The 23,162-nt window shown below is 37.0% G+C and carries 13 protein-coding genes; all 13 read left to right on the top strand.

Annotation, left to right across the window (positions count from 1 at the left end):
* The first annotated feature begins 4 nt into the window (after positions 1-4).
* A complete protein-coding gene (locus R1X58_RS00805) occupies positions 5-3,277 on the top strand; it encodes a SusC/RagA family TonB-linked outer membrane protein (protein WP_240571274.1) in 3,273 nt (1,090 codons plus the stop codon).
* A gap of 10 nt (positions 3,278-3,287) precedes the next feature.
* Positions 3,288-5,261: a RagB/SusD family nutrient uptake outer membrane protein gene (locus tag R1X58_RS00800; protein WP_240571272.1), complete on the top strand. Its 1,974-nt coding sequence runs from the start codon at positions 3,288-3,290 to the stop codon at positions 5,259-5,261.
* A 12-nt stretch (positions 5,262-5,273) separates the two neighbouring features.
* Entirely contained in the window at positions 5,274-6,491 is a 1,218-nt protein-coding gene (locus R1X58_RS00795) for a DUF4959 domain-containing protein (RefSeq protein WP_240571270.1), read from the top strand.
* 18 nt (positions 6,492-6,509) lie between these two features.
* Positions 6,510-7,709 carry a DUF4998 domain-containing protein gene (locus R1X58_RS00790; protein ID WP_240571267.1) on the top strand — a complete coding sequence of 400 codons (1,200 nt, stop codon included), beginning with the start codon at positions 6,510-6,512 and terminating at the stop codon, positions 7,707-7,709.
* Positions 7,710-7,788: 79 nt separating this feature from the next.
* The gene (locus R1X58_RS00785) at positions 7,789-8,655 is read left to right on the top strand and encodes a LamG domain-containing protein (RefSeq protein WP_240571264.1); all 867 of its coding nucleotides are present in this window, start codon (positions 7,789-7,791) and stop codon (positions 8,653-8,655) included.
* Positions 8,656-8,680: 25 nt separating this feature from the next.
* Positions 8,681-9,871, top strand: a complete 1,191-nt coding sequence (locus R1X58_RS00780) for a hypothetical protein (protein ID WP_240571261.1) — start codon at positions 8,681-8,683, stop codon at positions 9,869-9,871.
* A 39-nt stretch (positions 9,872-9,910) separates the two neighbouring features.
* Positions 9,911-12,061, top strand: coding sequence for a family 43 glycosylhydrolase (locus R1X58_RS00775; RefSeq protein WP_240571258.1), 2,151 nt, complete (start codon positions 9,911-9,913; stop codon positions 12,059-12,061).
* Between the two features lie 6 nt (positions 12,062-12,067).
* Positions 12,068-13,141 carry a glycoside hydrolase family 43 protein gene (locus R1X58_RS00770; RefSeq protein ID WP_240571255.1) on the top strand — a complete coding sequence of 358 codons (1,074 nt, stop codon included), beginning with the start codon at positions 12,068-12,070 and terminating at the stop codon, positions 13,139-13,141.
* On the top strand, positions 13,138-14,142 hold the full coding sequence (locus R1X58_RS00765) for a glycoside hydrolase family 43 protein (protein WP_240571254.1): 1,005 nt from the start codon (positions 13,138-13,140) through the stop codon (positions 14,140-14,142). The genes R1X58_RS00770 and R1X58_RS00765 overlap by 4 nt, the downstream gene beginning before the upstream one ends.
* Positions 14,143-14,255: 113 nt before the next feature.
* Positions 14,256-16,097, top strand: coding sequence for an NPCBM/NEW2 domain-containing protein (locus R1X58_RS00760; protein ID WP_240571243.1), 1,842 nt, complete (start codon positions 14,256-14,258; stop codon positions 16,095-16,097).
* A 45-nt stretch (positions 16,098-16,142) separates the two neighbouring features.
* The gene (locus R1X58_RS00755; protein ID WP_394804321.1) at positions 16,143-17,114 is read left to right on the top strand and encodes a glycoside hydrolase family 43 protein; all 972 of its coding nucleotides are present in this window, start codon (positions 16,143-16,145) and stop codon (positions 17,112-17,114) included.
* A gap of 34 nt (positions 17,115-17,148) precedes the next feature.
* Positions 17,149-19,137, top strand: coding sequence for a DUF2264 domain-containing protein (locus R1X58_RS00750; protein WP_240571236.1), 1,989 nt, complete (start codon positions 17,149-17,151; stop codon positions 19,135-19,137).
* Positions 19,079-23,152: an FG-GAP-like repeat-containing protein gene (locus R1X58_RS00745; protein WP_240571233.1), complete on the top strand. Its 4,074-nt coding sequence runs from the start codon at positions 19,079-19,081 to the stop codon at positions 23,150-23,152. The genes R1X58_RS00750 and R1X58_RS00745 overlap by 59 nt, the downstream gene beginning before the upstream one ends.
* Positions 23,153-23,162 lie beyond the last annotated feature (10 nt).

The following is a 23,162-nucleotide window of genomic DNA, read 5'->3' as shown; positions in this document are numbered from 1 at the left end:
TAAAATGAGGAAAGTCTTTTTTTCTTGTCCTGAATTTGATTTTAAATTCAAACTGGTGGTGCTCCTGTTGTGTGTGACAGCTTATCAAGTTCAAGCTAACGAAGGAAAAACAGTAGATTTCAATAGTGAAATCCAAAAGCGCATTATTACTGGTGTGGTTAAAGATGCATCAGGAATGCCTTTGCCAGGAGCTAACGTTCTCGTAAAAGGAACAACAAATGGAGTTGTAACAGATTTCGATGGTGAATTTCAACTTGAAATAGAAGCTTCAGCTACTACTTTAGTCGTATCCTATGTTGGGTACGAAGAGCAGGAAGTTGTAATTGGCGAAAAATCGGTATTTAGTATTGTACTTAATGAAAGTCAGGAAGCTTTAGATGAAGTTGTTATTGTAGGTTTTGGTACTCAGAAAAAGGCAAGTTTGGTAAGTTCCATTACTACAATTTCACCTAAAGAAATTAAAGGACCTACAAGTAACTTAACAACCATGATGGCTGGTCGTGTATCAGGTATGATTGCCGTTCAAAGAAGTGGTGAGCCAGGAGCTGATAACTCCGATTTCTTTATTCGTGGTTTAGGGTCTTTCGGATCCGGTAAGGTAAATCCATTAATTTTAATTGACGGTATCGAATCTACTACTACCGATATGGCACGTTTGCAACCTGACGATATCGAAAGTTTTTCGGTATTAAAAGATGCAGCAGCAGCAGCAGTTTATGGTGCTCGTGGAGCTAACGGAGTAGTATTAATTACCACTAAAATGGGTAAAGCAGGAAAAACGCAATTCCAGTTACGTAGTGAAACAAGAATATCATCAAATACCAGGAATTTTAAATTTGCTGATAATATTACTTACATGCAATTGGCAAATGAGGCTGCTTTAACTCGCGATCCTCAGGCAACATTGCCTTATACGCAAAACAAAATTTACAGAACGTCTATCGGAGATGATCCCTATTTGTATCCAAGTAATAACTGGATTGATGAACTTATCAAAGACTATACAGTAAACCAGGGATTAAATTTTAGTGCACAGGGTGGAGGAGAAAAAGCCAAGTATTATATCGCAGGTACATATAATGTTGATAATGGTGTTTTGGATGTAGACCCGATTAATAATTTTAATAATAATATCAAACTTAGAAATTATTCAGTACGTAGTAATTTAGATATGAACTTAACTCCAACAACTAAAGGTATTGTTCGTGTTTATGGTCAGTTCGATGATTATAATGGACCTGTTGGAGGTCGTGATGTTAACGGTAACTGGGTAAATGGAGGTGCTCGTATATTTAATTTAACGTTATGGTCAAACCCAGTAAAATTCCCTAAAGTATATCCGTCTAGTTATTTACCATTTATTGATCACCCATTATTTGGTGGAGCACAGGCTACAAATAATAGTGGCTCAGCAATTTTAATAAATCCTTATGCCGAAATGGTTAGAGGGTATCAAACAAATAAAGCATCAACAATTCAGGCTCAGGTTGAAATTAAGCAGGACTTGGCTGGGATAACTGAAGGTCTATCAGCACGAGCCATGGGGTATGTAAGACGTTATTCATATTATGAAGTAGCCAGACAATATAATCCATTTTATTATGAAGGATATATTAGTCCGTTTTCAGGTGAATTGGAGCTAAATGTGCTTAATGACGGAGGTCAGGGTAGTGTAGGTGTAACAGGAACAGAATATTTGGATTATTCTGAGGGTAGAAAGGATTTAGATTCCAGAATTTATTTAGAAACAGCTATCAACTATAACCGAGTATTTAATGAAAAGCATGCGGTTTCAGGGATGTTAGTAAATCTTTTATCAAGTTATGAAACGGGTAATGCAGGATCAGTTCAAAGTTCTTTGCCAAACAGAAACCACAGTTTATCAGGACGTTTTACTTATGGGTATGACGATAAATATTTATTTGAATTTAACTTCGGTTACAATGGATCTGAGCGTTTTGCAAATGGCGCCCGATATGGTTATTTTCCATCTTTAGGTTTAGCTTATCGTATATCTAAAGAAGATTGGTGGGACGGTTTAAGAGATGTCGTATCTGATTTTAAACTTCGTTTTACATATGGTCTTGTGGGTAATGATGCTATTGGTAATGTAAACGACCGTTTCTTTTATTTATCTAATGTAAATTTAAATGACGGAAGATACGGAACCTCGTTTGGAGAGCAATTTAATAATTCCCGACCTGGAGTTTATATCGATCGTTACGCTAATCCAAATATTGGATGGGAAAAATCGAGACAAACCAACGTTGGTTTCGATTTAGAGTTATTCAATTCCCTGAATATTATAGTTGATGTGTTTAAACAAAATAGAACAAATATTTTACAAGAGCGTTCTAATATTGGAGCAACCATGGGATTAACGGCGATACCAGCAACCAACTTTGGTAAAATGGAAAGTAAAGGTTTGGACGCTTCTTTAACTTACGATAAGTCTTTTAATCAAGATTGGTACACGCAATTAAGAGGTAATTTTACGTTTTCAACCAATGAAGTTTTAGAGTTCGATGAAGTAACATATCCAGAAGAATTATCATACCGCTCACGTGTAGGACAAAATGCAAGCCAATGGTATGGGTATATTGCAGAGCGTTTATTTATTGATGACAAGGAGGTTGCTAATTCACCAACACAATTTGGAGAAGTTAGAGGTGGAGATATAAAATATCGTGATGTTAATGGAGATGGTCAAATTTCTAGTTTAGACATGGTACCTATTGGGCATCCAACAGTTCCGGAAATTGTTTATGGATTTGGAGGAACTTTAGGTTTCAAGAATTTCGATTTTAGTATATTTTTCCAAGGTGTGGCTCGAACCTCATTCTTTATTAATCCATGGAATATTTCACCATTTGTTATTAATGGATCTGCTCAAAATGGGTTATTAAAGGTAATTGCGGACGATCACTGGTCTGAAGATAATAGAGATTCTTACGCATTTTGGCCTAGATTAGGAGGAGAGTTCAATGAGAATAATAACGTTTTCAATAGTAACCCAGGAGCAAACCAGGCGCCGTATGCTTCAACCTGGTGGATGCGTGATGGTTCGTTTTTAAGATTAAAAACCATTGAGGCAGGTTATAATTTTCCTGAAAAGTTTGTTACTAAGTTAGGCATGCAATCAGCACGACTTTACTTTAGTGGCAATAACCTGGCAGTGTGGAGTCCATTTAAATTATGGGATCCTGAGATGGGAGGTAATGGCTTAGGTTACCCAATTCAGTCGGTATATAACTTAGGTTTAAAATTAGATTTTTAAAGAAAAAGGTATGAGAACTATAAAGAAAAAAATATTAAAACAAGCAGTTCAAAGGCTTTATAAAGCTTTAGGAATGTCCATCATGGTTTTTTGCCTTATTGGTTTAGAATCATGTGAAGAAACATTTTTAGATGTTGTTCCAGACAACGTAGTGACTATAGATCAAGCGTTTAAATTAAGAAACGAAGCGGAAAAATATTTATTTACCTGCTATTCATATTTACCTCAAAATGGGGACGCTATCTATAATATTGGTTTTTTAGCCGGTAATGAAACCTGGATAGCTCCTAACGATGCAGCTTTAAACAGTTATGCATTCGATATTGCTAGAAGTTTGCAACGCACATCAAATCCATATATGGATGCGTGGGAAGGACGTTTTCAGGCAGCCGGACCTGGTGATTTATATCCGTTATATGATGGTATTCGTCATTGTAATGTATTCATTGAAAATATGGAGGATAGAAGCAATGTGCCAGATATTAGTGAAGCCGAGCGTTTACGTTGGATTGCAGAAGGGAAATTTTTAAAGGCATATTATCATTATTACTTAATGCGTATGTATGGTGCAATACCAATCATCCGTAATGTGATTCCGGTGGATGCACCAGAGAATGAAATTCAGGTATCGAGAGATCCTATTGATGAAAGTGTGGATTATTTAGCCAATTTATTAGATGAAGCTTCGGTACATTTACCGCCACAAATTGTTGATACTCAAAATGAATTAGGACGAGTAACCAGACAGGCAGCTTTAGGAATTAAAGGGGAACTTTTGTTAATGGCTGCTAGTCCATTATTTAATGGCAATACAGATATGACAGGATATACCAATAACGATGGGACGCCATTATTTAATACTACTTATGATCCAACTAAATGGCAAAGAGCAGCAACAGCAATTAAAAATGCTATTGATGTAGCCGAAGCTAACGGACATAAAATTTATTATAAAAACGATTTTACTTTCGATATTTCTGAGACTTCAAAAACGAAAGTTCAAATAAGACAGGCCCTTTGTGAACCTTTTAATGAAGAGGTTATATGGTCTAATACAAAAAGTACAACCTATTGGTTACAACGTATTTGTATGATGCCGCTATCTAATGTGGTGCCAGCTAGAGAAGCAAGAATGATTTTCTCTCCAACAATAGGATCAGCATCTAAGTTTTATACTAAAAATGGGGTGCCAATTGATGAAGATAAAACTTTAGATTTTTCAGATATCACAAAACTTAGAGAAGCGGGGCCGGATGATGCACTAAATATTTTTCAAGGCTATAGAACCTCTATTTTAAATTTCGATAGAGAACCTCGTTTTTATGCCGATTTAGGATTTGATGGTGCTATTTTTTACAAACAAGATAGTTATGCTGATGAAACTAAATTTCATATTGAGTCTAAGTTTCAGGATTATGCAGGTAGTTTTGATGCATTCGATTTTAACATCTCAGGATATTTTATAAAGAAAGTCGTTAACTGGGAGTATAACTTTAACAGCGATGGTGGCGGATCTTATAAAATTTACGCTTGGCCTGAATTACGTTTAGCAGATTTATACTTACAATATGCAGAGGCTTTAAATGAAGTTTCAGGTCCTACCGCAGAAGTATTAGAATATGTAGATGCTATACGTGCTCGTGCAGGTCTTGAAGGTGTTGCAGCATCTTGGCAAAATTACTCTACGAGTCCAAGTAAATACACAACCAAAGAAGGTATGCGAGAAATAATTCATAGAGAAAGAACTATTGAGTTGGCTTATGAAGGTAAAAACTATTGGGATGTTAGACGATGGAAAAAAGCCGTTAGAGAATTTAACAATCCAATAAAAGGATGGAATGTTTTTGGAACCACTGAGAGTTCATACTATCAGGTTTTAACGCTTCACCAACAGCGTTTTGTGTCGCCAAGAGACTATTTCTGGCCAATTAATGAAAATACTCTAATTCAAAACCCTAATCTGGTACAAAGCCCAGGTTGGTAAAACATAACAATTATGAAACAAAATATAATAAAATTCTCTTGGATTGCGATGTTGGCTCTAATTGTTGTTTTTTCTGCGTGTTCAGAGGAACAAGGCCCATCACCATTAGAAAATAATACAACACCTCCAGGAATTGTTGAGAATGTTGTAGTTGAAAATTTACCTGGTAAGGTAAAATTAGAATATACACTACCAGATGATAAAGATCTATTATACGTGGTAGCCCGTTATACATTAGAAAATGGAACACCTATGGAGGTAAAGGCTTCCTATTATCAAAACTCTATGCTTTTAGAAGGTTTTACAGGGCAGTCTGAAGAGGAAGTGGAAATTTATGCCGTTAATAGAAGTGAAACGGAATCTGATCCTGTTACGGTAACGGTGGCTCCATTGGAAGCTCCTATTTACGAAATTTTCAGATCTTTAGAAACAAATGCTGATTTCGGCGGAGTTCGTATTAATGCATTAAACCCGACAGAAGAGGATATTGCCTTATTGGTAATGCAAAAAAATGTGCAAGGCGATTGGGAACCACTTTCTACAAGTATTTATACATCAGTTGATACCATTTCCAGAAGTATTAGAGGATACGATCCCGTACCACAGGATTTTGCTTTTGTGGTTAGAGACCGTTGGTTAAACACAACAGATACTTTATTTGCTGAAATTACACCTATTTTCGAAATGTTGATGCCAAGAGAGGAAATGCTTCCGATTACCTTACCAAACGATGCTGAGTTAATTGCAGCTCACACCGAGGTAAGAGATTTATTTAACGGAGGTACTTTAGAGTGGTATGATAGTTTCTTTACGAGTAGAACCATTGATGTGGGTAATCATTTAGTAACTTTTGATATTGGTCGCCAGACTAAGTTAAGCCGTTTGCACATCTGGAATTTCTCAGAACCTATTGGAGGACAGCGTTTATACTATTATTTAGGAGCAATGAGAAAGTTCAGAATTTGGGGGGCTAACGAACTAAATGATGGTAATTTAGAAGATGGTACCTGGACACTTATGGGGGAGTATGAAATTATTAAGCCTTCAGGTTTACCTTATGGTCAGGAGGATAATAACGACTTAATAGCTGCTCAAGACGGTGCAGATTATGAAATTGATATAGAGAAGCCAGCAGTACGTTTCCTTCGTATAGAATGTTTGTTAAACTGGGCAAATGGCCAATATATGGCAGTGTCTGAGGTACAGGTATTTGGTAATCCAAACCTTTAATTTAAAATTATGAAGACAATGAAAAAATTAAAGCATATAATTATAGCAGTATTTGCTATTAGCATTGTTCTGGGAATTTATTCATGCACCGACGATACAGAATATCTTAAATTCACAGAAGGAGGAGAGATTTCATATACAGGAGCTATTGATTCTTTACAAATTTATCCGGGACAAAATAGAGTTAAGGTAGAAGGTTTAATAATCGGAGACCCTAAAGTATCTGAGGTTCGTGTATACTGGAATAATAATAGAGATTCCATTTCAGTTCCCGTAAATAGAACCCAAGGTGTAGATGAGGTGTCATTTATTATAGACGGTTTAGAAGAAAATGTATACAATTTCACTGTAAGAACCTTGGATGCCGATGGAAATAAATCTATTGCAGTTTCTCAGTCAGCCGAGGTGTATGGCGATCGTTATATAGCTTCCCTATTCAATAGACCTTTAGAAAAAAACGTTCTTGTAGAGAGTGTATTAGAAATTGGATTGGCAGATATGGATTTAAGTTCTGGAGTTTTAGGTTCTGAGTTTGAGTATATGTCTACGTCAGGAGAAACAAAAACCATTTATGTTGATATAGCTGAATCAAATGTAACTATTTCAGATTTTGAAAGTGGGTCTACGTATCGCTATAGAACGGCATTTATTCCTGATGAGGATTCTATCGATAACTTTTTTACGGCTTTTGAAGATGTGACACCTATTCCAACCCCAGTATTGGGTAATGCAGCAGTGCCATTTATTGCATCTGCAACAGATGGAGGACGTTGGGGAACATTGGCAGGGCCATGGATAACTAATGATGTTGCTAAAAACCACGGTGGTTATGGTGGCTGGGATGAATGGAACGGGAATGTTTTCAATTTAGAATCAGGCTGGGGATCACCATGGATTACTAATGGTAAAATCTATCAGGTTGTTCATGCCGAAGCAGCAAGTTATATGTTAAGAGTTCAGGTGTTAAGTACAAATCACAATGCTAATCCGGACGGTGCATATTTTGTTATAGCTAAGGGAGGTAATGGTTTACCAAATGTAGAAGATGTTACAACAGCTTCTGAAGTTATTGGTTACAAACGTATTGGTGCAGCAGGAACTTACACAGTTTCATTTACAGTTGACGAAGCTACAGACATTTCTGTAGGTGAGATAACAACACAAAATGGAGATTACTTCTGTAATATTACGTCTTGGGAAATACAGGTGGCAAATTAATTTAATGTTGTTTATATTTTAGTTTAAAGAGAAGGGGGTGTTTTTTCGTCTTCTTCTCTTTTTTATTAAAACAATGTCTATGCTTTCAATTAAGGTTTTATTTATCAGTTTGTCATCATTAGTATCTGTTTCTATTGTAACAGAAACATCCGTTAAATCAAACATCAACATCAATCAAAAAAACATAAAATTCACAGATACAATTAAACCAATTGTTTATCTCGATTCCACAAGTTTTAAAGATGATAAAACGTTTAAAGATAACTGGAACATGTTCTATCCTTGGGGAACAGACCATAATGGTACAGCGAGAATGTTTCCTGAAAATGTAAAATTAAAAACAGGTGGGATTCTTGAAATAACAGCCAATTGGAATAAAGGTAAAGATGAAGGAAAAAGCACAGCCGATCCGCATTTGCCTATCGCATTTCATTCAGGAGCTATTCATTTAAAAAAACAAATAACAGTTTCTCAACAATTGCCATATTGGGAAATAAGTGGCGATTTTCAGGCACCAACCCTTTTTGGTAGCTGGCCAGCTTTTTGGATTACAGGAGCAAAATCATGGCCTCCGGAGATTGATATGCTGGAATTTAAAGGCAATACTTTCTGTTGGCAAAATACAGTTACAGGAAAAGATTGGAAAAATACCATCTGGACAACAGAAAAAACAGATGTTCTTGATGCGGAAACTGTTTGGCATCATTACAAAGTTACCATGCAGTATGTCGACGAAGAAAATACCCGAGTAAAGATGTATATAGACAATATCCTTCAATCGGAAGAGATTAAGGATTTTACTAATAAGCCATTTTGGTTAATTATTAATTTACAAATGGAAGGAGCTAGTGGCCAAACTGACGATAAGGCAATTATAAAGAAACAATCAACAAAATTTAGAGCAAAGAATGTTTACGTTGCTGCAAAGCCCAATAAATGTAATTAGAATGAGATTTCTAAATCCAAAATATTTGATAAAAATTACAAGCATATTTCTGGTCCTGTTAACCATTTGGTCATGCTCTTCAGAAGATACAAGAGGAGACAATAATCAAGAGGAAACGACAAAGGAAATTAAAATCCCAATTCTGGAAACGAATACGGTTGAAAGTCTGGAGTCCTTTAAAGCGACTTTATGGGGTAAAGTTTTAGATAATGGAGGCAGTAGTATTACAGAGCGAGGTATCTGCTATAGTGTAACTGAAAATCCGACATATAATAATAGTTCTGAAAAGGCATCTGTTGTTAAGGGAAGTGGTGAATTTCAAGTGAATTTACAAAACCTGATGTCTGGTATAACATATTATGCTAAAGCTTATGCAATAAATGAAAAAGGAGTTGGTTACGGAAATGAAGTTAGTTTTTCTACTCTAGATATTATCGCCCCAACTTTAAAGATAGGAGATACTAAAGTTGCTGGAGCTCACGATATATGGTTGGAGGTAAGTGTGCCAAATCAGGGAGATTTGGAAATTGATGAGATTGGGCTTGTTTACGGTACAACAAGTAACCCAACCACAGATAATAATGGGGTTACAAAAGAAAATGTAGAAATGGCATTTAAGGAAAGAATTACAGGATTAGATCCTCAAACCTTATACTATTTCAGGGCATATGCAATAACATCAAATGGTATTACCTATAGTGATGAAATTACTATGAGTACCATAAAGAAAGGAAATTTCACCTGGTCTTTTTGGTGGGAGGATAACTCAGATCCTGCTTTTGACCGTCTAAGAGAAGCCTTTGATAAAGCAACTTGGTATTATAATAATTTTACATCCATTGAAAAACATGTAAATGTGAACTATAATACAGGAACACCAACCGCAGATGCGAATTTTGATGGCTGGATTAATTTTGGAGCAAATCCAGATTATCAGCGAACGGGAACAGCAATGCATGAAATGGCACACACGGTGGGCGTTGGTACACATGGAAAATATTGGGAACTCATGAAGGGATCTTGGCAGGGAAATAGAGCTAATGCCATATTACAAATGATGACAGACGACCCTAATGCAAAAATATATGGAGATAATACTCATTTTTGGCCTTACGGAATCAATGGAGCACACGAGGATGATGGTTCAGAAATGTTATATATAATTCATGCCCTGGTCCTTCAAGGGATGAAGACAGATGGTCTACCAAACCAGTAAGAATTTATTCAAAAAATATCAATTAAAACTTTAAAACTAATGAATAACTATAAACCATATTTTCTAAAACTCGTGTTAGTGAGTTTTTTTATAATTAGTTTGTTTTCATGTAAAACACAGGAAAAGTATACCACATACTTATTTGCTTATTTTACTGGAAATTCCGAAAATGAAGAGGCCATTAGATATGCTTTAAGTAGCGATGGTTATAATTATTATGCACTTAATGGAAATCAGCCCATAATAGATTCAAAAGATATCAGTTCTACAGGAGGTGTTCGTGATCCTCATATTTTAAGAGGAGACGATGGTAAAACCTTTTACATGGTAGTAACCGATATGGTTTCTGCTAACGGATGGAGTTCTAACAGAGCTATGGTTTTAATGAAATCAACTGATTTAATTAACTGGACATCTACGGTAATTAATATACCCAAAACATACCCAAAGGAGTTTGGAGATGTGGTACGTGTTTGGGCACCACAAACCATTTATGATAGTAAGACAAAGCAGTATATGATTTACTGGTCAATGTTGGGAGCCGAAGGCCCGGATATTATTTATTATGCGTATGCCAATAAAGATTTTACCGGTCTTGCAACAACACCAAAGCAATTATTCTTTAGCCCGACCAATAGTGCATGTATCGATGGTGATATCATCTATAAAGATGGAGTGTATAATTTGTTTTTTAAGAATGAAAGTCACGGCGGAGGTATCAGAAAAGCAGTTTCCAATACCTTAACTGAAGGTTATGTTCAACAAGAAGGCTTTTACGATCAAACGGATGCAGCCGTTGAAGGTTCAGGGATTTTTAAACTTATAGATTCTGATGAGTATATTTTAATGTACGATATGTATACTTCGGGAACCTATCAGTTTACAAAATCAAGCGACTTAGAACATTTCACAGTGGTTGATGATGCCATATCAATGAATTTTCATCCACGTCACGGAACCGTAATTCGTATTACAGAAAGTGAGAAAAATGCTTTGTTGGAGAAATGGGGAACTTTAGATAAAAGTGCTTTTGTAAGTTTTAATGGTGAAGGTGTCAGACAAAACAATGTCGATGTAAATGATGAAGATCAAACCATTTATATACCTGTAGTTCTTGGTACTGATATCACTAATTTAGATTTAAAAATTGAAACGCTTCCTTGGGTAAATATACTAACTACAGGGCCTCAGGATTTTTCAAATGGAGTAGTAGATTATATCTTCGAAACTGCTGGTAAGCAAAAAACATATAAAGTCTCAGTTCATGAAGATAACAATCCTGTATTAAGCGGATTTTACGCCGATCCGGAGATTATCTATTCTCATAAGACCAGTAAGTATTATATCTACCCAACAAGCGACGGATTTGATGGCTGGTCTGGGACTTATTTTAAAACCTTTTCATCACCAGATTTAGTAAACTGGACTGATGAAGGTGTGATTTTGGACCTTAAGAAAGATGTGAGTTGGGCAGACCGAAACGCCTGGGCACCATGTGCTATCGAGAAAAAGGTAAATGGGGAATATAAGTATTTCTATTATTTCACGGCTGCACAAAAAATAGGGGTCGCTGTTGCCGATAATCCGGAAGGACCTTTCGTCGATTCAGGTCAGCCTATTATTGGAGAAAAACCGAAAGGAATCAATAGAGGTCAGGAAATAGACCCCGATATTTTTACCGACCCCGTTTCCGGAAAGAGTTATTTATATTGGGGTAATGGTTATATGGGCGTTGTTGAATTAAACGATGATATGATTTCCGTAAAACCCAATAGTTTTAAACGTTTAAATCCAGGAGGCACGTTTAGAGAAGGTACTGAAGTATTTTACAGAAACGGAACATACTATTTCTTGTGGTCTGAAGACGATACCAGAAGTCCTAATTATCGCGTAAGATATGCTACGGCAGATTCGCCATTAGGGCCTTTAAATATTTCTGAAAACAATTTAATTTTAGAGAAAAGACCAGAAAAGGGTATTTACGGAACCGGGCACAATAGTGTCATTCAAACGCCAAACACAGATATCTGGCATATTGTTTACCATAGGTTTAATCGACCAAAGGGTATTACAATGGGTGATGCCGCAGGGTTTAACCGTGAGGTGTGTATTGATAAATTGGAGTTTAATGAAGATGGAAGTATAAAACCTGTAGAGCCGACAATTTCGGGAATTACATCTTTAAACTAAAACAAAATGAATAAGTATAAGCATTTAAATAGAATTATCGTTTTAGCAATTTTGATTTCTTTTTTCGGTTGCAAAACCTCTAAAACCCTGATGAAAGAAGAAGATTTTAGTGCTTATTTAATGACGTATTTTAAAGACGATGACCATAGTTTACATATGGCTTTAAGTACCGATGGTTATACGTTTACTGATATAAATAAAGGAAAAGCCGTTGTTGCAGGTGATACTATTTCCAGCCAGAAAGGTATTCGCGATCCGCATATTTCTCGTGGACCTGATGGAGCCTTTTATGTGGTTATGACTGACCTCCATATTTTTGGAAAACAAAACGGTTTTAGAGATACCGAATGGGAACGCCCTGGGGAGCTTTATGACTGGGGTAATAACAGAGGGTTTGTATTGATGAAATCCTACGATTTAATCCATTGGACGCACAGTAACTTCCTATTTGATGAACATTTTGAAGGCTTTGAAAATATTGGCTGTGCCTGGGCGCCTCAAAGTATTTATGATCCTAAGGAAAAAAAAATGATGGTATATTTTACCATGCGAATGGGGCATGGGTTAACAAAATTGTATTATGCCTATGCTAATGAAGATTTTACCAAATTAATCACCGAACCAATACCGTTATTTGAATATCCTGATGAAACCATTCAAATTTTAGATGCTGATATTTCTCGAATGTCAGACGGACGTTATTGCATGACTTACGTAGCTCAGGAACGTCCTATTGGTGTGAAAATGGCTTTTTCTAACGAGATTAATTCAGGCTATGAATACAATCCGGAATGGGTTGATAAGGAACCTGGTTCTTGTGAAGCCCCAAATGTTTGGAAACGAAATGGAAGTGATACTTGGGTGTTGATGTATGACATTTACAGCATTAATCCGCATAATTTCGGATTTGTAGAAACATCAGATTTTAAAAACTTTAAGGATTTAGGTCATTTTAATGAAGGGGCAATGAAAACAACTAATTTTTCATCGCCTAAACATGGCGCTGTAATTCATTTATCTAAGAAGGAAGCAGTTCAGTTAGCTAAACATTGGAATTATAATTTAACTTTTGAAAAATGAAATTAATAAATAGCATTTTAGTATCAACATTAGGAACAATTGGTTTATTACAAAACACATTTGCTCAGGAATCTGAACATTTGAAAAGTAGTAGTGTCGTGTATAAATGGGAAGCCAAAGGCAACCCTGTTGTAACTCATAAATACACCGCCGATGCCGCGGCTCTCGTTCATAATGATACCTTATTTATCTATACCGGAGAAGATTTTAAAGGTGGTCAAACACGGTATAATATTTTAAACTGGTGTGTATTTGCTACCACCGATATGAAACATTTCTGGGAATATAAAACGCCATTAAAAGCATCAGATTTTTCCTGGGGTGAACAAAATGCGGCCTGGGCAAGTCAGGTAATTGAGCGTAATGGTAAATTTTATTGGTATACCAGTTCCCAAACAACAGGTATTGGGGTAGCGATTTCCGATAGACCCGAAGGACCATTTAAAGATGCTTTAGGGAAACCACTATTTACAAATGAAGATAGTTTTGGAAAAACACACAGTTGGAGAACTATTGACCCTACGGTGTTTATCAATGATGATGGTCAAGCATGGATTTACTGGGGTAACGGGGCCTGTTGGGTTGCCAAGTTGAATGAAGATATGGTCTCTTACGATAAAGATTTTGGAATTAAAATGGTGGATATTCAAGGAGACATGGATTTCCCATTCACTGAAGCGCCATGGATTCAGAAAAGAAATGACAAGTATTTATTATCGTTTGCCGTTGGCTTTCCGGAGCGTATCGCTTATGCCATAAGTGATAAACCTGAAGGCCCATATCAATATAAAGAAGTGATTAATGAAATTGCAGGAAACAGCAATACTAACCATCAGGCCATTATTGATTTTAAGGGTGAATCGTATTTTATTTATCATAACGGCGGTATTCAAACCGATGGCGGAAGTTTCAGCCGTTCAATATGTATTGATAAACTGGAATATAACAAAGACGGTACTATTAAACCGGTGGTCATGACGACAAAAGGCGTAAGCAATTAAGCGATATAAACTAAACAACTAAAATGAAACACCCATTATTAAAATTTAATCACACTGCAGCATGTTAATTTGGGTGTTCCATGTGACCATTAAAAAACAATAAATATTGACACATGAAATTAATTAACGTATTCAAGGTATTCGCTATTACTATATTACTAGTAGCTTGCGGAACCAGTAAGCAGCAGAAACAAACCGATTTTAAATCCTGGGCATTAACCCCTCCAATGGGTTGGAATAGTTGGGATTGTTTCGGGCCTTCGGTGGTTGAAGATGAGGTTAAAGTGAATGCCGATTATATGGCTAAATATCTTAAAGATTATGGTTGGGAATATGTTGTAGTTGATATTCGTTGGTATGTCGATAACCAGACATCAGGACACTATAATAAATACGATCAAACCGATTTCGTTATCGACGAATATGGCCGATATATGCCTTCAATAAAGCGTTTTCCGTCTTCAGTAAATGGCGCAGGTTTTAAACCTTTGGCCGATTATATTCATAGTTTAGGGTTAAAATTCGGAATCCATATCATGCGAGGTGTTCCAAAAGAAGCTGTATTTAATAAACTACCTATAAAAGGCACCGATATTAAGGCCGATCAAATTTACTCAACTGAATATGAATGTACTTGGTTACAAGATAATTATACAGTAGAAAAAGATAAACCTGGAGCACAGGAGTATTACAATTCTATCTTCGATATGTATGCTTCCTGGGGACTGGATTTTGTAAAGGTGGACGATTTATCACGTCCGTATCACACTGATGAAATTGAGATGATTCGGAAAGCCATCGACCAAACAGGAAGGCCAATTGTTTTAAGTATGTCGCCGGGTGCAACACCTATCGACGAACATGACCATGCTACAGCAAATGCCAATATGTGGCGTACCATTGATGATTTCTGGGATAACTGGGCGCAGTTAAATTATTCTTTTGAAAAATGTGCCGAATGGGCACCTTATATTTCACCCGGAGCCTGGCCAGATGCCGATATGTTACCCATGGGGAAATTTATTCGTGGCGAACGCGCAACAAACCGTTATACTAAATTTACTAAGGACGAGCAGTACACTTTAATGACTTTATGGACCATGTTCAAATCACCTTTAATGTTTGGTGGAAATCTACCCGATAATGATGAATTCACAAACATGTTATTGACTAACGAAGAAGTGCTTGAAGTTCATAGTAAATCGATAAACAATAAGCAATGGTTTAATGAGAATGATCTTATTGGATGGACGGCAAATGACCCGGATAGTAACGATAAGTTTGTAGCGGTTTTTAATAGTGCAGGTGACGGTTTTGTGTCAACTAAGAGTTTATTATACCGAAGTGGAACCGTGTCGCATTTAACTGATGGTTTCGGGGAAGATATTGATGTTGAATTACCTGAAGGAAGTACCGATTTATATTTAATTGTAAATGATGGCGGCGACGGGTATTCGTGGGATCATGCCAACTGGATTAACCCAACCATTCATTTAGACAATGGAGATAAGGTAAAACTAACCGATTTATCTTGGGAAGAAGCCTTTGCAGGTTGGGGAACAATCGGTATCAATAAAAGTGTATCTGGAGGACAATTGAATGTTAAAGGAACGGTTTACGATAACGGTATTGGGACACATTCACAATCTATAATTCACTACAAACTTCCTGAAAACAGTAAACGATTCACCGCTTTTGGAGGTTTAGATATTGTTGGAACAAATGATAAAGCAGGCTCGACTGTAGAATTTATGATTTCAACTGAGGATCCCAAAATTATGAATGAAGATCCAACGGCGATTCCTGTTAATTTGGAAGCTCTGGGTTTTAATGGAGAGTGTACAATCAGAGATTTATGGAATCATAAAGATTTGGGAACCTATTCAGGTTTAGATTTTGCACCGACCATTAATTACCATGGCGCTGGATTGTATCGAATTTCAAAAGCTAAATAAAACATGTTGCTAAATTTGAATTTTAAAAAGACGGGTTTCACGATAATATCGGTTTGTCTTTTCGTCTGTTTAAACGTTTTTGCTCAAAGAGAAGTAAAGCATAATATCCCCTTAAATAGTATTCGTTTGAGTGATCCTGCGATTCTAGCTGATAAAAGGTCTCAAACCTATTACATGACCGGAACAGGAGGTCTGTTATGGAAGAGTAAAGATTTAAAATTCTGGGAAGGTCCGTACCACGTGGCTAAAACGAATCCTAGTTCATGGATGGGGCCAAATCCCATGATTTGGGCAGCAGAACTTCATCAGTATAAAAACAAATATTACTATTTCGCAACGTTCACCAACCGAGATGTTAAAATTGATACTGTAGCTGGAAATGTAATTGAACGTCGCGCCAGCCATATTCTTGTTAGCGATAAACCCGAAGGACCTTACGTTCCTATGGCAGATGATATTTATTTGCCAGCCAATAAACCAACTTTAGATGGTACTTTTTGGGTAGATACTAATGGAAAACCATATATGGTGTATTGTTACGAGTGGTTACAAAATGGGAATGGCACTATGGAAAAAATTGAACTGAAACCTGATTTAAGTGGTTCGATTGGAGAGGGGAAATTATTATTTAAAGCCAGCGATTCTCCTTGGAGTCGCGAAAAAGATGAATACGGTAATGACAAGCCGAATAAAGTTACGGATGGTCCTTATTTATTTAAAACGGGCACAGGTCGTTTAGGGATGATTTGGACCAGTTGGATTTATGATGTATACACACAGGGTGTAGCCTATTCGGAAAGCGGGACGCTTGATGGTCCTTGGATTCAAGAAAAAGACCCTATAACGCCACCTAATTTCGGACATGGCATGTTGTTTAAAACTTTCGAAGGAAAAACCTTAATGTCTGCGCATAGTCATAAAAAAGTAAATGACAGAACGGTTAGAATTCCACATTTGTTTGAAGTGGATTTAACAGGGGAAAAACTAATTGTAAAAAAAGAGTATTTAGTTGAATAATATGAGTTTTATAAAGTCTTTATCGTGGGTTTTTATGTTTATAGCATTGGGTAGTTTTGTTGGGTTTTCACAAACCACTACTAATGTTTTTGAGATAGAAAATCTCGATTATAATTTAAGCCCGTGCACTGGAATGACTAAACAGCACTGGAAAGATGCTGCTTTGTACTTACTTGAAGGTGCATTTAGTTATATCCAAACTTTGGATGACCCGATGAAGTTTCCAAAGCAACCGGGAAAAAGTTATCCTCATAATGAAAGTCGTGTACCAACCGAAAAATTGGAAGGGTTATGCAGAACTTTATTTGTCGCAGCACCTCTGTTAAAAGATAATCCAGATTTGGTTATTAATAAAATAAAAGTAGCCGACTATTATCGTTATCAAATAACAAAATTAACACAACCGGAAAGTGAATCTTATATAGTGCCAAGAGCAAAAAATGGAGGACCAAGTCAGAATCTGGTAGAATTTGGAGCCTTGGCCTTATCCATGCTTATTAGTCCGGATGTGCTTTGGGAACCGTTACCACAAGAGACCAAAGATAATTTGGCGAGTATCATGTTAAGTTATGGTGATGGACCTACGGTAGACTCGAACTGGAAGTTTTTCAACATTTTCGTCTTAAGTTTTTTTAAAGAGCAGGGGTATACAGTTAATGAAGGTTTATTGGTAGAATATCTGGAAAAATCCTTGACGCATTATCGTGGGCAAGGCTGGTATAACGATAGCCCGGCATACGATTATTACAGCATGTGGGCGTTTCAGATGTATGGCATGATCTGGTCAGAATATTTTGGAAAACAACATTACCCGGAAATTGCCTCAAAATTCATTAACAATTTTAAAGATTTAAAATACAGCTATCCCTATTTGTTCAGTGAAGATGGTAAAATGATTATGTACGGAAGAAGTATTAGTTACCGTATTGGAGCAATCATTCCATTTCCTTTAATAGGGTTATTAGAGGATAAAGAGGATATTAATTTTGGCTGGATGCGTCGTATTTCGTCTGGGGTTATTAAGCAGTTTTTTACACATCCCGATTTTATGAAAGATAGAGTGCCAACACTTGGTTTTTATGGTGCTTTCGAACCAGCGGTACAAAATTATAGTTGTCGCGGAAGTGTGTATTGGATGGGGAAAGCCTTTTTAGGATTGTTAGTGCCGGATGACAATCCGTTTTGGACAGCGACTGAGAATAATGGCGCATGGGATGAGACCTTCAAAAAGGGTAAAGTTTACAATACATTTCAGGAAGCTTCAGAGATATTAATTACCGATTACTCAAATAGTGGCGCTTCTGAAATACGTGCCTGGTGCCATGAAAAGTTTAAAGACGACTGGCAAAAATTCCGTTCTACCGAAAATTATAATCGACTATCGTATAACAGTGCTTTCCCTTGGCAAGCCGATGGTGAACATGGTGAAGTGGCCATGAATTATGTGATAAATAATAAGGACAACGAATGGGAAGCCTTCCGTTTATATACCTTTAAAAAGTTTGAAGACGGTGTGTATTACCGTGATGTGGTTTTGGAAAGTGATGAAAATATAAAATTCAGCTTAGCCGATATTCCTTTAGCAAATGGAATTTTAAGGGTAGATAAATACGAAGGCAATCAACCTGTAACCATGCGTCTAGGACACTATGCATTACCACAATTAGATTCAGAAATTAAAGTTATAAAGCAGAAGATAAAAGGTAAAGAAGCTACCATTATAGATAACGGAATGTACCAATTGGCGTTAATTCCGCTAATGGGATGGGATAAAACTGAGGTTATTGAAACAAAAGACTTACATCCTGAAAGTGAATATAGTAAAGTTATAAATGTTGAAAAAAATGAAAGTGTATCTAATACACTTAAATCGAAAATTTATATTACCTTGATGCTCTGGAAAAAGTCCGGCCATAAATGGACAACCAACCAACTAACACCAATTAAGAATATTAAGCTTTTAGATGATGGAGGTATTGATATCGAAATTAAAGGCTCAGAAACTAAAACTGTTAACTACTAAATGTCATGTCTGTTTAAGTATTTGTATTGTTTTTAGTTTCTTAACTAACTTAAACGCACAAACTTTTGAGCGTATAGAAAACTATGCCGGATTGGGTACTGCCACCCAAAACAATGGAACAGCCCTGGCCGATTACGATGCCGATGGCGATCTGGATATATTTGTGGTAGCCAAAGCTCAGGATGTTGTGGGTAATGCAAATACCCATAGTAAACTGTTTCGTAATAATAATGATGGAACCTTTACCGATGTTACAGAAACTACAGGCTTGGTTAATTTATTTCCTGTCGATGAAGCCAGTGATTATACCGATGCTTTAAACGGATTTAAATATGGTGCTTTTTGGGGCGATTATGATAATGATGGTTACCCGGACATATTTTTTACACATATTTTCAAAGTTCAGCTTTTTCATAATGAAGGAAACGGCACTTTTAAAGAGGTGACTCTTGAAGCTGGTTTTAAAAAATACAATCAAAATGTCAATACAGGAGCGACTTGGTTTGACTATAATAATGATGGGTTTCTGGATATTTATATTTCCGATTGGGGATCAGAAGATGAAGGGAATCGTCTTTTTAAAAATAATGGAGATGGAACGTTTGCCAATGTAACGAGTATTATTCAGGGCGTTTTAGTTAATAAACATTCATACCAAAGTGTAACTTTTGATTTTAATGGTGATGGTTGGATGGATTTATATGTTGCTAATGATTATGCTACCGAAACCAACGATTTATATATAAACAATAAGGGGTTAGGTTTTACCGAACAAGCTAAATCTTATGGATTGGACTTTGCCAAGGATGATATGGGCATTGCTATCGGTGATTATAATGGAGATGGCGCTTTCGATATGTATATTACGGCTATCGGAGATAACCAGTTATTTGAAAATCAAGGTAACAACACATTTGTAAATAAGGGACGAAGTCTAGGAGTGTATAACACGGGATGGGCTTGGGATGTTGTTTTTTCAGATTTTGATTTAGACCGAGATGAAGATTTGTTTGTTGTTAATGGCTTTGAATTTGGTAGTTCTGGGCGATATAAGAATACCTATTATGAAAATTCTATAGAAAATTTTGTGTCTCGATTGGTTGACAGTTCAACCCGAGTGGGATTAGGTGAAGAAACAATCAGTGTTACGGAAGCTGTATTTGATTATGATAACGATGGTGATTTAGACATATTTGTAACCAATAATGACGGACCGTCCTATTTTTATGAAAACAAACTTACCGATGTTAATCAGCCAGCTGAAGATTTGCATTGGTTCAAAGTGAAGCTTGAAGGTACCACATCTAATCGTGATGCGATTGGTACCACATTATCTGTAAAAACAACCAGTGGTTTGTTGCATCGCTATTATAGTGGAAAAGGTTTTTTATCGCAGCATTTAAAGCCAGTACATTTTGGATTGGGAGCAGATGCTGAAATTATAGAGCTTAAAATCACCTGGCCATCTGGTCTTGTGGAGACCCATACCAATATTCCGGCAGACAAAACCATTTTAGCGAAGGAAGGTAATGGTTATCAAATTCTCGATGTTCAGCCCAGTATTAAACCTTATGGTTGTATGGACCCTAATTCCTGTAATTATAATCCTGATGCGACAGTAAATACCTGGAGTTGTAATTATCTGGAAACTTCTAAAATTACCGGAACCATTAAAACGCATAAAACCAGTATTGAGTCTTACAGCTATCCTGTGACATCTGATATATCTTTAACATGGAAAGTGATCGGAGGAGAAATAATAGAAGAACCAGGCATTGGTAATATTATCGTAAAATGGGGAACAGGGAGCACAGGAACAATAACTTTAACAGCGTCCAATGCAAAATGTATTAGTGAACCTGTTGTGTTATCGGTAACCTTGTTGGATGAAGAAGTGAATTTTAAAGAACAGTCCATTGCGCGCTTATGGAATGAAACGTTGCTATCACTAATACGAAAAGACTATGCACGCCCTACGGTTCATGCAAGAAATCTGTTTCATACCAGTGTGGTGCTGTATGATGCCTGGGCATTATACGACGATAAAGCCTCAACGTACTTAATTGGGAATAATTTACATGGATTTCAAAGTGCTTTTGAAGGATTTAAAACCACCGAAAACCTTATTGAAGCCCGAAAGAAAACGATAAGTTATGCCGCATATAGATTATTAAGCGAACGTTTTGCTCATGCACCAAATCCGACCTTGTCACAAAGCATCTTAGACGAAGTGATGGCAGGTTTAGGTTATGATATTTCCAATACCGATACAGATTATACCACAGGAAACCCCATAGCCTTAGGAAATTTTATTGCCAGCCAGATGATTGCTTATGGTCTTCAGGATGGCTCGAATGAAATCAATCAGTACGCTAACCAGTATTATCAACCGGTAAATGAGCCTTTAAGTTTAACCTATCCTGAAGGTGTTGCCGACATCAATCCAAACCGCTGGCAACCGTTAAGTTTTAATAATTTTATCGATCAGAGTGGGAATGTTATCGGTGGTGTTACCCCGGGATTTTTAAGTCCGGAGTGGGGCAGTGTGCAACCGTTTTCCATGGAAGAAGAAGATAAAACCACTTATTCAAGAGATGGTCAAGAGTATCAGGTGTATTATGACCCTGGCGCACCACCAGTAAGCACTTCCGAAGATTATAAATGGTGTTTTTCTCTGGTGTCGAAATGGAGCTCGCATCACAATCCGTATGACGGTGTGCTATGGGATATCTCACCAAAATCTATAGGTAATGTCTCGGAGGACCATTTACCGCTTGAGTATGCCGATTATAAGAACTTTTATAAGGAACAGGAAGGTGGCGATATTGGAGTTGGTCGCTCTCGAAACCCGGTAACACAATTACCGTATAAAGAACAAATTGTACCCAGAGGTGATTATACACGGGTGCTGGCAGAATTCTGGGCTGATGGACCGGATTCAGAAACCCCGCCAGGACACTGGTTTACTATTTTAAACTATGTCAACGACCATGAATTATTCACCAAAAAGTTTGAAGGCGAAGGTAATATTCTAAGCGATTTAGAATGGGATGTTAAAGCGTATTTTCTCATGGGTGGAGCTATGCATGATGCAGCTGTAGCGGCTTGGGGCGTTAAAGGTTGGTATGATTATATTCGCCCCATTTCAGCCATTCGCTATATGTGTGAAATTGGTCAGTGTACCGATACGGATGAGCCCAATTACAATCCGGACGGGATTCATTTGCAGGACGGACTAATCGAGATTGTAAAAGAAGGCGATCCGCTTTCAGGAATAAATAATGAACATGTTGGAAAGATAAAACTTTACGCCTGGAAAGGGCATGACTTTATAGAAGACCCAAAGGTAGATGAAGCAGGCGTAGGGTGGATACTGGCTGAGACTTGGTGGCCTTACCAGCGACCAACCTTTGTAACGCCACCGTTTGCAGGCTATGTGTCCGGGCATTCCACGTATTCCAGAGCGGCTGCCGAGGTGATGACCTTACTTACCGGTAATGAATATTTTCCGGGAGGAATGGGTGAGTTTATCGCCAAAAAGAACGAATTTTTGGTGTTTGAAGAAGGTCCGTCGGTTGATGTCACACTACAATGGGCCACCTACCGAGATGCGTCCGACCAGTGTAGTTTATCACGAATCTGGGGCGGTATCCACCCACCAGCCGATGATATTCCTGGACGATTTATGGGCATTAAAATCGGACAGAAAGCCTTCAGCTATGGCAAACAATATTTTGAAGGAGTAGCAACACCTGTTGAAGATATATCAGGCGACTTGAAAGTTTATCCAAACCCTATAAACAGATCATCAAACAGTATAAAGGTATCAAACACCCAAGCAACAGATACCTTTCAATTATTTGACATTAACGGTAGGTTTTTACAATACTTAAGTAACAGTTATAATGAAGCTACCAAAGTATCCGAACTTCATTTTACCAATACCCTGTCAACAGGAGTGTATGTGTTGAAAATTAATAATGTATCTAGGAAAATTGTAGTGATTGATAAATAATGAATTATAA

The sequence above is a fragment of the Aestuariibaculum lutulentum genome, assembly GCF_032926325.1.
Lineage (GTDB): Bacteria > Bacteroidota > Bacteroidia > Flavobacteriales > Flavobacteriaceae > Aestuariibaculum > Aestuariibaculum lutulentum.
Note: the sequence above shows the minus strand (reverse complement) of the source record. Positions and strands in the feature narration are given on the sequence as shown.